This is a genomic window from Pseudarthrobacter sp. MDT1-56 (assembly GCF_059383555.1).
This window is the reverse complement of record NZ_JBWZCK010000001.1, coordinates 531865-544883: the sequence shown is the minus strand read 5'-3', so window position 1 is coordinate 544883 and position 13019 is coordinate 531865. Positions and strand designations below refer to the sequence as shown.

At 67.8% G+C, this 13019-nt stretch carries 8 protein-coding genes; 3 read left to right on the top strand and 5 right to left on the bottom strand.

Annotated features, from left to right (window positions below; translation table 11 throughout):
• The first annotated feature begins 79 nt into the window (after window positions 1-79).
• The 3 genes from mshA (at window position 80) to AC50YC_RS02660 (ending at window position 4211) form a co-directional block, all read left to right on the top strand.
• Window positions 80-1366, top strand: a complete 1287-nt coding sequence (gene mshA, locus AC50YC_RS02670) for a D-inositol-3-phosphate glycosyltransferase (protein ID WP_494952061.1) — start codon at window positions 80-82, stop codon at window positions 1364-1366.
• Window positions 1367-1424: 58 nt separating this feature from the next.
• Window positions 1425-3173, top strand: a complete 1749-nt coding sequence (locus AC50YC_RS02665; RefSeq protein ID WP_494952060.1) for a formate--tetrahydrofolate ligase — start codon at window positions 1425-1427, stop codon at window positions 3171-3173.
• 120 nt (window positions 3174-3293) lie between these two features.
• Window positions 3294-4211, top strand: coding sequence for a DUF559 domain-containing protein (locus tag AC50YC_RS02660; protein ID WP_494952059.1), 918 nt, complete (start codon window positions 3294-3296; stop codon window positions 4209-4211).
• A gap of 84 nt (window positions 4212-4295) precedes the next feature.
• Here the strand turns inward: AC50YC_RS02660 and AC50YC_RS02655 are convergent, their stop codons facing one another.
• The 5 genes from AC50YC_RS02655 to glgX all read right to left on the bottom strand — a co-directional run bounded on the left by AC50YC_RS02655 (window position 4296) and on the right by glgX (window position 12986).
• Complete coding sequence (locus AC50YC_RS02655) at window positions 4296-5381, bottom strand: inositol-3-phosphate synthase (protein WP_494952058.1); 1086 nt, start codon at window positions 5379-5381, stop codon at window positions 4296-4298.
• Between the two features lie 169 nt (window positions 5382-5550).
• The gene (mgrA, locus tag AC50YC_RS02650) at window positions 5551-6588 is read right to left on the bottom strand and encodes an L-glyceraldehyde 3-phosphate reductase (protein WP_494952057.1); all 1038 of its coding nucleotides are present in this window, start codon (window positions 6586-6588) and stop codon (window positions 5551-5553) included.
• A 17-nt stretch (window positions 6589-6605) separates the two neighbouring features.
• On the bottom strand, window positions 6606-8381 hold the full coding sequence (gene treZ / locus AC50YC_RS02645) for a malto-oligosyltrehalose trehalohydrolase (RefSeq protein WP_494952172.1): 1776 nt from the start codon (window positions 8379-8381) through the stop codon (window positions 6606-6608).
• A 28-nt stretch (window positions 8382-8409) separates the two neighbouring features.
• Window positions 8410-10752: a malto-oligosyltrehalose synthase gene (gene treY, locus AC50YC_RS02640; RefSeq protein ID WP_494952056.1), complete on the bottom strand. Its 2343-nt coding sequence runs from the start codon at window positions 10750-10752 to the stop codon at window positions 8410-8412.
• Window positions 10749-12986: a glycogen debranching protein GlgX gene (gene glgX / locus AC50YC_RS02635; RefSeq protein WP_494952055.1), complete on the bottom strand. Its 2238-nt coding sequence runs from the start codon at window positions 12984-12986 to the stop codon at window positions 10749-10751. Before glgX ends, treY begins: the two co-directional genes overlap by 4 nt.
• Window positions 12987-13019 lie beyond the last annotated feature (33 nt).

Sequence of the window (13019 nt, the reverse complement as noted above, 5' to 3'; positions counted from 1 at the left end):
CGTGCCCGCAAGGGGATGTCCACCTGGCCCGGCCCCGCGAAGAGTTCCAGGGAATAGTTCCAGGGAGGAAGGGAAAAGAATGTCGCTGATCCGCCGCGTGGCTTTCCTTTCCCTGCACACCTCGCCGATGGAGCAGCCCGGTTCCGGTGACGCCGGTGGCATGAACGTGTACATCCGCGCGCTGGCCGCGGCACTCGCCGAAACCGGCGTCGAGGTGGAGATCTTTACCCGGTCCACCTCCGCCGGCCAGGCCGCCGTCGAGCACCCCTCCCCCGGGGTCTGCGTGCACAACGTCATGGCGGGCCCGGCCCGGAAGCTGCCCAAGGAAGAACTTCCCGAACTGCTGCACAGCATGGTCGCCGAGATCGACCGCATCCGGCAGCTCCAGCCGCACGGCCGCTACGACGTGATCCATTCGCACTACTGGGTCTCCGGGGTGGCCGGTCTTGAGCTCGCCAGCCTGTGGGGACGGCCGCTCGTGCACACCATGCACACCATGGCCAAGGTGAAGAACCTGCTGCTGGTCTCCGGCGAGCAGCCCGAGCCGCGCCGGCGCGAGGACGGCGAGCAGCGGATTGTCGACGGCGCCACCCGGCTGATCGCCAACACGGGCACCGAAGCGGCGGAACTGGTCTCGCACTACAACGCGGACAACGACCACATCGATGTGGCCCCGCCGGGCGTCGACCTGGACATCTTCACGCCGGCGTTCCGCAGCCGGGCCCGGGCCGCGCACGGGGTGCCGCCAGGCCGCTTCCACCTGCTGTTCGCCGGCCGGATCCAGCGCCTCAAGGGGCCGCAGATCCTGGTCAAGGCCGCCGCCCTGCTCCGGGCCCGGCGTCCGGACATCGACCTTCAGCTGACCATCGTCGGCGCGGTCAGCGGGGCCAAGGACTTCGACCTGAAGTCGCTGATCACCGCCGCCGGAATGGACGACGTCGTCACCCACCATCCGCCGGTCAGCGCACCGAAGCTGGCCGGCTGGTACCGGTCAGCCGACGTCGTGGTGATGCCGTCCTATAGCGAATCGTTCGGTCTCGTGGCGCTGGAGGCCCAGGCCTGCGGGACGCCGGTGGTCGCCACCAAGGTCGGCGGACTGTCCCGTGCCATCTTCGACGGCCGGACCGGGATGCTTGTGGAGGGCCACAAGGCCGCCGACTGGGCCGACGTCCTGGAAGCCCTGCACGACGACCCCGCGACCCGCGAGGACATGGGCCGCGCGGCGTCCCTGCACGCGCAGGAATTCGGCTGGCAACGCACCGCCGCCATCACGCTGGAGAGTTACCACACCGCGTTGAGCCAGTATTTTGGAAACCTGACCATTCCGGTGGGCCACACGCCCTCACCCGGAACCATAGGCCGGTAACAGCGGCCTGAACCCACTGGCCGGAACACCCACCGACGCCACGAGCCAAAGGACAACGATGTCTGAAACCACGACTCCCGGATCAGCCGCCACCGCAGCCGCAGGCGCTGCCCGTGCCGCCGCGTTGAGTGACCTTGAGATCGCGCAGCGGGCCACAATGCGGCCGATCGAGGAGATTGCCGCAGCGGCCGGGATCAACGCCGAAGCGCTGGACTTCCACGGCCGCTACAAGGCGAAGATCGATCCTGCCAAGCTCGCCGGTTCACTGCCCGGCGGTGCGTCCCGCGCGGCCGGCAAGGTGGTGCTGGTGTCGGCTATGTCCCCCACCCCCGCCGGTGAAGGCAAGTCCACCACGACGGTGGGCCTCGCGGATTCCCTGGCCCGCGCCGGCCACAAGGTGATGATCGCGCTGCGCGAACCCTCGCTCGGGCCGATCCTGGGCATGAAGGGCGGCGCCACGGGCGGAGGCTACTCCCAGGTGCTGCCGATGGACGAGATCAACCTGCACTTCACCGGCGATTTCCACGCCGTCACCTCGGCGAACAACGCCCTCATGGCGCTCGTGGACAACCACATCTACCAGGGCAACGAGCTGAACATCGACCCGCGCCGGATGACCTTCAAACGCGTGCTGGACATGAACGACCGCTCGCTGCGCGAAGTCGTGATCGGCCTCGGCGGCCCGACGCAGGGCATCCCGCGGCAGGACGGCTTCGACATCACCGTGGCTTCGGAGATCATGGCCGTGTTCTGCCTCGCCACGGACCTCGCCGACCTCCGGGAGCGCCTGGGCCGGATCACCTTCGGCTACACCTACGACCGGCAGCCGGTCACGGTCGCCCAGCTCGGTGTCCAGGGCGCCCTGACCATGCTGCTCAAGGACGCCATCAAGCCGAACCTGGTGCAGACCATCGCCGGGACCCCGGCCCTGGTCCACGGCGGACCGTTCGCCAACATCGCGCACGGCTGCAATTCCCTGATCGCCACCCAGACCGCCCGCAGCCTGGCGGACATCGTCGTCACCGAAGCCGGCTTCGGCGCGGACCTGGGCGCGGAAAAGTACATGGACATCAAGTCCCGCGTCGCCGACGTCGCCCCGTCCGCCGTGGTGATCGTGGCGACCGTCCGGGCCCTGAAGATGCACGGCGGCCTCCCCAAGGACCAGCTCAAGGAGCCCAACGTGGACGCGCTGGCCGCCGGCGTCGTCAATCTTCAGCGCCACGTGCGGAACGTGGAGAAATTCGGCATCACGCCGGTCGTGGCGATCAACAAGTTCGCCACCGACACCCGCGAGGAGCTGGACTGGCTGCTGGAATGGTGCGCCGCGGAGGGCGTCCAGGCGGCCGTGGCCGATGTCTGGGGCCGCGGAGGCGGCGGCGACGGCGGCGACGAACTTGCGGCCAAGGTCGCCGCGGCCATCGACGCGCCGCACACCTTCCGGCACCTGTACCCGCTGGAGATGTCGGTGGAGGACAAGATCCGGACGATCGTGCAGGAGATCTACGGCGCCGACGGCGTGGATTTCTCCGTCCCGGCGCTCAAGCGGCTCGCGGAGATCGAGAAGAACGGCTGGTCCGGTTTCCCGGTCTGCATGGCGAAAACGCAGTATTCCTTCAGCGACGACGCGAGCAGGCTTGGCGCCCCGAAGGGTTTCACCGTGCACGTCCGCGACCTGATTCCCAAGACCGGCGCCGGCTTCATCGTGGCCCTCACCGGCGCGGTCATGACCATGCCGGGGCTCCCCAAGGTCCCCGCCGCGATGCGCATGGACGTCGACGCCGACGGAAACCCCGTCGGCCTCTTCTAACCCCGTTGCCCTATCACTTTTGGCTGTCATTTCCGGCGAATGGCGACCAAAAGTGATAGCTCAACAGGGCACTGTGGATAACCGGAGCGGGGATCCGGCGTTCGGATAAGAATGGTCCGCATGCGCCCACCAGCAGCCCTGCCGGCCCACCTCGCCTCAGCCCCGTTCACCGTCTACGAGGCACGGGCTGCGGCCCTGGGCAGCTCCCGGCTCCGCGCTGGCGATCTCGCGACGGCAGGCCGGTTGCTCTATCTGCCCACCGGCTGGGAGTTTGAACTCCGTGGTCTGGCCCGTGCCCTGTCGGTCGCGACGCCAAGCGCGTGGATTTCGCACCTCACGGCCGCGATGTTGCTGGGCCTGTGGCTCCCGGCCTGGTTCCGCGGGTGCCGGGAACTGCATCTCAGCAAGCCCAGGGTTCTGCCGCCGGTCCGGCGTGAGGGTGTGGTCGGGCATACCGTCTTGGCGTTCGACGACGAGCTCATGGTGTGGGACGGAATCCGGATTTCAACTCCCGCCCGGACCTGGCTGGACCTTGCCCGCATCCTGCCGCTGAAGGATCTCGTCGCGGTCGGCGACCAATTGGTGCGGCAGCCCCGCCCTGAGTTGGAGAGCCGCACCGAGCCGTGGGCGACTCTCCCCCAGCTGGCGGCCATGCTCAGGCGGCACCCGAAACTCAAGGGAATCGTCAAAGCACGCCAGGCACTGGAGCTGATCCGGCCGGGTTCGGACTCCGCACCGGAGACGTTCCTGCGCCTGGAATTGACCGCGGCCGGGTTGCCGGAGCCAGAACTGCAGCTCCGGATTGTGCCGGGCGACCCCTACTCCCCCTCTACGGACCTCGGCTACCGGAGGCAGCGGGTCGCCATCCAGTACGACGGCGGCCACCACCGCACGCGCGAACAACAGTCCCGCGACAACCGCCGCGACGAATCGTTCAACGCGGCTGGTTGGCGGTATTTCAAGTTCAACTCCGATGATCTGGCAGATGACTTCCGCGGCGCGGTCCAACGAGTCCGGGCCGCCCTTCGCCCCTATTAAACGCCGGTTGCCCTATCACTTGTAGCGGTCAAACCAGGGGTTTGGGCACCGTAAGTGATAGGGCAACGGGGGGGAAGAACGGGTCTAGCGCTCCAGGTCCCCGCGGATGAAGGCCTCGACCTTGTCACGGGCGAGGTCGTCGTTGAACTGCTCCGGCGGCGACTTCATGAAGTAGCTCGAGGCGGAGAGCAGCGGGCCGCCGATGCCGCGGTCCAGGCCGATCTTGGCGGCGCGGATGGCGTCGATGATCACGCCGGCGGAGTTGGGCGAGTCCCAGACCTCCAGCTTGTATTCGAGCGACACCGGGGCGTCGCCGAAGTTGCGGCCCTCGAGGCGGACGAAGGCCCATTTGCGGTCATCGAGCCACTGGACGTAGTCCGATGGGCCGATGTGCACGTCCTTGGCGGCCAGTTCGGCTTCCACGTTGGAGGTAACGGCCTGCGTTTTGGAGATCTTCTTGGACTCGAGCCGGTCGCGCTCCAGCATGTTCTTGAAGTCCATGTTGCCGCCGACGTTCAGCTGGTAGGTGCGGTCCAGGGTGACACCGCGGTCCTCGAACAGCTTGGCCATGACGCGGTGCGTGATGGTGGCACCGATCTGGCTCTTGATGTCATCGCCCACAATCGGCACGCCGGCGGCGGTGAACTTGTCCGCCCAGGCCTTGGTGCCGGCGATGAAGACCGGCAGGGCGTTTACGAAGCCAACGCCGGCGTCGATTGCACACTGGGCGTAGAACTCCGCGGCTTCCTGCGACCCGACCGGCAGGTAGCAGACCATCACGTCGACCTTGGCGTCCTTGAGGGCCTGGACGACGTCGACCGGCTCCTCCGTGGACTGCTCGATGGTCTCGAGGTAGTACTTGCCGAGCCCGTCGAGGGTCGGGCCGCGCTGGACGGTAACACCGGTCGGCGGGACGTCGGCGATCTTGATGGTGTTATTTTCGCTGGCCAGGATGGCGTCGGCGAGATCCAGGCCCACCTTCTTGCCGTCGACGTCGAAAGCGGCAACGAATTCGACGTCGTTGACGTGGTACTTGCCGAACTCCACGTGCATCAGCCCCGGAATCGTGGCCTTGGGGTCGGCCTCCCGGTAGTACTCGACGCCCTGGACCAGCGAGGTGGCACAGTTACCTACGCCGACGATTGCAACACGAATCGGATGTGAAGACACGGAACTCCTTTGGGGACAACTTCATGTGCCCGGCGCGGAAGTACTCTGATGCACGACGGCGGCAGCGGGCACGGCGCCATACGGCGCCCTTAGCATTCTAGTCAACGGTGCGGCGGCTCGGGTTGTTCCCGGCCGCCGCACCGTCTGTATGACTCGCGGGCGGGGGAAGTTACTTCTGGGCCCACAGGTTGATGTCGGACTCGACGGCGAACTCGTCAATCGCCGTCAGCTCCGCGGCGGTGAAGTCGAGGTTGTTGATCGCGGACAGGGTGTCCTCGAGCTGCCGGACACTGGACGCGCCGACCAGGGCGGAGGTCACGGAGAAACCCTTGCCCTGCTCACGCAGGATCCAGGCGATGGCCATCTGCGCGAGGGTCTGCCCGCGGCCCTCGGCGATCCGGTGCAGTCCCCGTACCCGGTCCAGCTTGTCCTCGGTGATGCTGTCCTCGGCCAGCGACTTCTCCTGCGCGGCGCGTGAATCGGCCGGAATCCCGTTCAGGTAGCGGTCGGTGAGCATGCCCTGTGCCAGCGGCGAGAACGCGATGGAGCCGGCCCCCACCTGTTCCAGCGCCTCGTACAGGTTGGGGCTGCCGTTTTCGGTCCAGCGGTTCAGCATGGAGTAGCTCGGCTGGTGGATCAGCAGCGGGGTGCCGAGCTCCTTCAGGATCCGGGCGGCCTCGAGGGTCTGCTCCGGAGTGTAGGAGGAAATGCCGGCGTACAGGGCCTTCCCGGAGCGGACGGCGTGGTCCAGGGCGCCCATGGTCTCTTCCATCGGCGTTTCCGGGTCGGGCCGGTGGCTGTAGAAGATGTCCACGTAGTCCAGGCCCATGCGGTTCAGCGACTGGTCCAGGCTGGCGAGCAGGTATTTGCGCGAGCCCCATTCGCCGAACGGTCCCGGCCACATGTTGTAGCCGGCTTTGGTGGAGATGATGAGCTCGTCCCGGTAGGGGGCGAAGTCATCCTTGAGGTGGCGGCCGAAGTTGGTTTCGGCGGAACCGGCCAGCGGTCCGTAGTTGTTGGCCAGGTCAAAGTGGTTGACGCCAAGGTCGAAGGCCCGGCGCAGGATGGCGCGCTGGGTCTCGAAGGGCTTGTCGTCGCCGAAGTTGTGCCACAGGCCGAGCGAAATGGCGGGGAGCTTCAGCCCGCTGCGTCCCACGCGGCGGTAGGGCATGGAGTCGTACCGGGTATCTGCTGCAACGTAAGTCATACGTACTGTGTCCTGTCCTATTTCGAGATGATGGCGGCACTGTGGCCGGGCAGGTCGAGCTGGCCGTCCCCGAGCTGCGCGCCGGCGTCGGTGGCCAGCGCGATCGAGGCACCGGCAACGGCGATCCGGCGCGGTTCGGCGGAGAAGTTCATCGCGACCTCCACGTCGCCGCGGCGCAGTCGGAGCCAACCGTCGGCCTCGCTGAAGGCCACCGCGGTGTCCTCGAAGCCGAGGCCGGCGAGCTCCGGCGTCGAGCGCCGCAGCGCGATCAGCTGGCGGTACAGCTCCAGCAGCCGGGCGTGGTCACCTTCGGCGGCTTCGTCCCAGTTGAGCTTGGAGCGGGTGAACGTCTGCGGGTCCTGCGGGTCGGGCACGACGGCGGGGTCCCAGCCCATCCGCTCGAACTCCCGGATCCGGCCCTCCGCGGTGGCCTTGCCGAGCTCCGGCTCCGGGTGCGAGGTGAAGAACTGCCACGGTGTGGTGGCGCCGTATTCCTCACCCATGAACAGCATCGGCGTGAACGGCGAGGTCAGGGTCGCGACGGCGGCGAGCGCCAGCTGGCCGTAGCCCAGGGTCTGGGACAGCCGGTCGCCGGTGGCCCGGTTGCCGATCTGGTCGTGGTTCTGGCTGCAGACCACCAGCGCCGCCGGGTGGACCAGGCCGGTGTTGATGGGCCGGCCGTGGTGCCGCCCGCGGAAGCTGGAGTAGCTGCCGTCGTGGAAGAAGCCATCCACCAGGACCTTGGCCAGGGCCTCGAGGGAACCGAAGTCCTCGTAGTAGCCGGTCGTCTCGCCGCTGACGTTGACGTGCACGGCGTGGTGGAAATCATCGCTCCACTGCCCGGCCAGGCCGTGGCCGTTAAGGTCCCGCGGGTAGAGCAGCCGCGGATCGTTGAGGTCCGACTCGGCGATCATCGTGGCGGGGCGTCCGGTTTCGGCGGAGACGTCGTCCGCGAGCGCACCGAACTCCTCGAGCAGGTGGACCGCCCGCTCGTCCTTGAAGGCGTGCACGGCATCGAGCCGCAGCCCGTCCACGTGGTAGTCCCGCAGCCACATCGCGGCATTCTCGAGGATGTAGCTGCGCACGACGTCGGAGCCGGCGCCGTCGAGGTTGACCGAGTCGCCCCAGGTGTTGCCCTCCCCCGACTTCAGGTACGGCCCGAAGCGGGAAAGGTAGTTTCCGCTGGGGCCGAGGTGGTTGTAGACGACGTCCTGGATGACGCCGAGCCCGGCCGCATGGGCGGCGTCCACGAAGCGCTGGTACGCGGCGGGTCCGCCGTAGCCTTCGTGCACGGCGTACCAGAGGACACCGTCGTAGCCCCAGTTGTGGGTGCCGTTGAAGCCGTTCACCGGCAGCAGCTCCACGAAATCAATGCCGAGCTCCACCAGGTAGTCGAGCTTGCCGATGGCCGCATCGAGCGTTCCCTCGGGGGTGAAGGTCCCCAGGTGCAGCTCATAGATCACGGCCCCCTGCAGCCCGCGGCCCTGCCACTGCCCGTCCGCCCACTCGTGGCTGCCGGCGTCGAACGTGCGCGACAGCGCATGGACGCCCTCGGGCTGCCGCCGGGAGCGCGGGTCCGGCAGCGGTGTGGTGTCCCCGTCGAGCAAATAGCCGTAGTCGACGTCCCCGCCGGCCGGGGCGTCCGGTGCGGTCCACCAGCCGTCACCGTCACCGCCGGTGCCGCCGGGCCGTCGTGTCATCGGGTACTGCCGGCCGTCGGCCAGCAGCGTCACGGTGTCCGCTTCCGGCGCCCAAAGGTCGAAGCGGTCATTTCCGTCAGCAGGCAAAGTGATCACAGCTTTCCGTATATCGGTGGTTCAGTCAGTGCTTGGCGGGTACCAGCAGGGCAACCGGGTAGCTGGCCAGGATGGCGGCCACCTCCACGGCACCCGGGCCGAAGGTGGCGCCCGTCAGTTCGTCGGTCATGGTCCCGTCGAGGTGGATGGCGGTGTCCCGCCAGCCGCCCTGCTGCTCCAGTCCCCGGGGCAGCCGGGTCGCGAGCGTGACGGCCCCCGCACCTGCCGCGCTGCCCCGGTCGAAGCCGACCAGGTGCCCGGCGGCGGAGCCGGTTGCCGCGACGGGGCGGTAGCCCGTGAACAGTTCCGGGCGGTCGCGGCGCAGCCGCAGCGCCCGCGAGGTGACCAGGAGCTTCGCCGCGTCGTCGGTGTACGACGCCGGGCGGTCGCCGGCGTCGATCGCGGCCAGGGCCGCGCGCCGCTCGCCGTAGTCGAACGGCCTCCGGTTGTCCGGATCCGTCAGCGAGTGGTCCCAGAACTCGGTGCCCTGGTACACGTCCGGGACGCCCGGCATGGTCAGCTGCACCAGCTTGGCGCCCAGTGAGTTGACGGCCCCGTAGGGCGCCAGGAGCTCCACGAGGGAGTCCAGTTCCGCCCGGACGCGTGGGTTGTCGAAGGCCGCGTCGACGGCGGCGGCCAGCTTCTCCTCGAAGCCGGCATCCGGGTCCAGCCAGTCGGTCGAGTTGCCGGCCTCCCGGGCTGCCTTCTGCGCGTACGACTGCAGCCGGTCACGGTCCGCGGGCCAGGCACCGGCAATGGCCTGCCACAACAGGTTGGCCAGCGGCCCGTCGGGCAGCGGCGCCAGTTCCTGCAGCCGGGCCAGGGCGGCCCGCCATTCCGGTGCCAGTTCCGCGAGCACGGAAATCCGGGCCCGGGTGTCTTCGCTGCGCTTGGTGTCATGCGTGCTCAGCGTGGTCATGGACAGCGGAAGCTCGGCCTGCCGCTGTGCCATCCGCTGGTGGAACTCGTCCGGATCGACGGAGAACTCGGTGGGGTCGGCCCCGACCTCCGTCAGGGTGCCCAGCCGGGTGTAGCGGAAGAACGCAGTGTCCTCCACGCCCTTGGCCATGACCATGCCGGAGGTCTGCTGGAAGCGGCGTCCCAGTTCGGCGCCGGGTTCCGGGCCGGCGTCCAGGAGCAGCGGCAGCAGCTGCCCGACGGCGTCTGCCAGTTCCGGACGACGGCGGACGGCAAGTTCGCACGCTTCCGTCAGGACATCCGCGCCCTCGGGCAGGTAGCTGCGGTACACCGGGAAGGCGGCGATGATTTCGGACAGGGCATCGGCGGCCGCCTCGACGCTGAGACCGGTTCCGGACGGCACCAGCCGTGCCAGCCGGAGCATCTCGGAGTGGAGGATCCCGTCCGTGATCCGGCGCTTGGTGCCCCGGATCATCTCCTCATAGTCCGCCGCCTGGCCGCCCCGCAGCTCGGTGTCGAGCGCGTCGAGGGCGTCCTGCCCGGCGGGGTCGACGAAGAGCCGGTCCACGTCCGCTAGGGCGTCGTAGCCGGTGGTTCCCTCGCAGTCGAAGCCCGCCGGCAGCACCTCCCCTGGCTCCAGGATCTTCTCGATCAGCAGGTAACTGCCGCCGGTGACCTGGCGGAGCCGGCGCAGGTAGCCCTCCGGATCGGCCAGTCCGTCCGGGTGGTCGATCCTGAGTCCGTCAACCAGCCCGTCGCGGAACCAGCGGACAATCTCGGCGTGGGCCTCATCGAAGACCTCCGGGAGCTCGACCCGGATGCCGGCCAGGCTGTTGACAGCGAAGAACCTGCGGTAGTTCAGGTCGTTGTCGGCCCGGCGCCACCCGACCAGCTCGTAGTGCTGCCGGTCGTGGACCTCGCGGGGGTCATCCGCAGTGGAGTCACCTGCGGTATAGGTTCCCTCGGCCAGCGGGAAGCGGTGGTCGTAGTACCGCAGCTCCCCGTCCTTGATTTCCAGCGCGTCCACGTCGGAGTCCGTTCCCAGCACGGGGATCCGGATCCGGCCGCCGCCGAAGTCCCAGTCGACGTCGAACGCCGGGGCGTAGTGGGACCGCTGCCCCTCCTTGAGCAGAGACCACCACCACGGGTTCTGCACGGGGGTTGCGACGCCGACATGGTTGGGCACGATGTCGACGAGCACGCCCATCCCGGCGTCCCGTGCTGCCTTTGACGCAGCGATCAGGCCCTCCGGTCCGCCCCGGTCCGGGTCGACCGCGGAGGGGTCGGTGACGTCATAGCCGTGGTCCGAGCCCTTCTCCGCCGTCAGGATCGGCGAGAGGTAAATCCAGTCCACGCCAAGTGACTTCAGGTAGGGCACGGTCTCGGCAGCATCCTGCAGGGTGAAGCCGGGCCGGATCTGAAGCCGGTAGGTGGAGACGGGTGTCCTCATTTGGCGGCGGCTTTCTCGACGGCTGCGGCGGCCTCGTCCTGGGCCTCCACCATCTCCTCGTGGGCGTCCTCGTGCTCGGCCATGGATGCCAGCGACGCGGCCGCGGAGTAGTCCACTTCCACCTCGGGGCCGGAGTGGGCGCGGAGCACCACCATGGACTTGGCTCCGAGTTTCAGTACCGACCCGGCCTTGAGCGGTTCCTCGGTGTCGGCCTGGTCCGCGGTGTCCACCAGGACGTCCCAGAACGGTGAGTATTCCTCGGCCGGCAGCGCAAAGTCCACGTCGTCGTCGTGGGCGTTGAAGGCGAGCAGGAAGTTGTCGTCGGTGATCCGGCGGCCGCGGGAGTCCTGTTCCTGGATGCCGTGCCCGTTGTAGAACACGCCGATGGTCCGGCCGAAGCCGCTGTCCCAGTCCTCCGGCAGCATTCCCGTGCCGTCCGTTTTCAGCCAGACGATGTCCGGCAGCTTCTCGCCCTCACCCCGGACGACCGGGCGGCCGTCGAAGAAGCGGCTGCGCCGGAACGTCGGGTGGTCGTGGCGGATCTTGTTGACGACGGCGGTGAATTCCACCAGCGGCTGGTCCATGGCGTCCCAGTGGATCCAGCTCAGCTCGGAGTCCTGGCAGTAGGTGTTGTTGTTGCCCTGCTGGGTGCGGCCGAGTTCGTCACCGTGCAGGAGCATCGGGACACCTTGCGAGAGCAGCAGGGTGGCGATGAAGTTGCGCTGCTGGCGGGCCCGGAGGGTCAGCACGCGGTCGTCGTCGGTGTCTCCCTCTTCGCCGCAGTTCCAGGACCGGTTGTGGGATTCGCCGTCGTTGTTGCCCTCGCCGTTGGCGTCGTTGTGCTTCTCGTTGTAGGACACGAGGTCGCGCATGGTGAAGCCGTCGTGGGCGGTGACGAAGTTGATCGATGCCACCGGACGGCGCGCCGAGCTTTCGTACAGGTCCGCGGAGCCGGTCAGACGGGACGCGAATTCGCCCAGGGTGGAGGGCTCGCCGCGCCAGAAGTCGCGGACCGTATCGCGGTACTTGCCGTTCCATTCGGTCCACTGCGGCGGGAAGTTGCCCACCTGGTAGCCGCCCGGGCCGATGTCCCAGGGCTCGGCGATCAGCTTGACCTGGGACACGATCGGGTCCTGCTGGATGAGCTCGAAGAAGGTGGAGAGCTTGTCGACGTCGTAGAACTCGCGGGCGAGCGTGGAGGCAAGGTCGAAGCGGAAGCCGTCGACGTGCATTTCCGTCACCCAGTAGCGCAGGGAGTCCATCAGCAGCTGGAGGGAGTGCGGGTGCCGGACGTTGAGGGAGTTTCCGGTGCCGGTGTAGTCCATGTAGTGCTTCAGGTCGTCGTCGACGAGGCGGTAGTAGGCCTGGTTGTCGATGCCCTTGAAGGACAGGGTGGGCCCGAGGTGGTTGCCTTCCGCGGTGTGGTTGTAGACCACGTCCAGGATCACTTCCATGCCGGCCTTGTGCAGCTCGCGGACCATGGCCTTGAATTCCTGGACCTGGTGCCCGACGTCGCCGGAGGAGCTGTAGGTGTTCTGCGGGGCGAAGAAGCCGATGGTGTTGTAGCCCCAGTAGTTGTTGAGGCCCTTCTCCTCGAGCGTGCCGTCGTTGACGAACTGGTGCACGGGCATGAGTTCGATCGCGGTGACGCCGAGCTTCTTCAGGTGGTCAATCACGGCCGGGTGCGCGACGCCGGCATAGGTGCCGCGCTGGTCTTCGGGGACCTCCGGGTGCAGCTCGGTCAGGCCCTTGACGTGGGCCTCGTAGATGACCGACTGGTGGTAGGGGATCCGCGGCTGGCGGTCGCCGTCCCACTCGAAGAACGGGTTGATGACCACGCCGTGCATGGTGTGCGGTGCCGAGTCGCTGTCGTTGCGGGAATCGGGGTCGCCGAATTCGTAGGTGAAGAGCGCCGGATCCCAGTCGATCTGGCCCTGGATGGCCTTGGCGTACGGGTCCATCAGCAGCTTGTTCGGGTTGAAGCGGTTGCCGTTCTCGGGCTCGTACGGGCCGTGGACCCGGTAGCCGTACTTCTGGCCGGGCTGGATGTGCGGCAGGTAGCAGTGCCACACGTAGCCGTCCACCTCGGTCAGTTCGATGCGGGTTTCAGTCAGATCATCAGCAAGGATGCACAACTCCACCCGCTCGGCACGTTCGCTGAACAGGGCAAAGTTGGTGCCGGTGCCGTCAAAGGTGGCTCCCAGCGGGTATGCCGATCCGGGCCAGACTTCCATGTGTACTCCTCGTGCGTGGCGAAAATTCTCTAG

What these genes read in the sequence shown, in the direction of transcription:
- AC50YC_RS02665 (WP_494952060.1), top strand. Translation starts at nt 1,425, where the DNA reads ATGTCTGAAACCACGACTCCCGGATCAGCCGCCACCGCAGCCGCAGGC.
- glgX (WP_494952055.1), bottom strand. Translation starts at nt 12,986, where the DNA reads ATGGAAGTCTGGCCCGGATCGGCATACCCGCTGGGAGCCACCTTTGAC.
- mshA (WP_494952061.1), top strand. Translation starts at nt 80, where the DNA reads ATGTCGCTGATCCGCCGCGTGGCTTTCCTTTCCCTGCACACCTCGCCG.
- treY (WP_494952056.1), bottom strand. Translation starts at nt 10,752, where the DNA reads ATGAGGACACCCGTCTCCACCTACCGGCTTCAGATCCGGCCCGGCTTC.
- AC50YC_RS02660 (WP_494952059.1), top strand. Translation starts at nt 3,294, where the DNA reads ATGCGCCCACCAGCAGCCCTGCCGGCCCACCTCGCCTCAGCCCCGTTC.
- mgrA (WP_494952057.1), bottom strand. Translation starts at nt 6,588, where the DNA reads ATGACTTACGTTGCAGCAGATACCCGGTACGACTCCATGCCCTACCGC.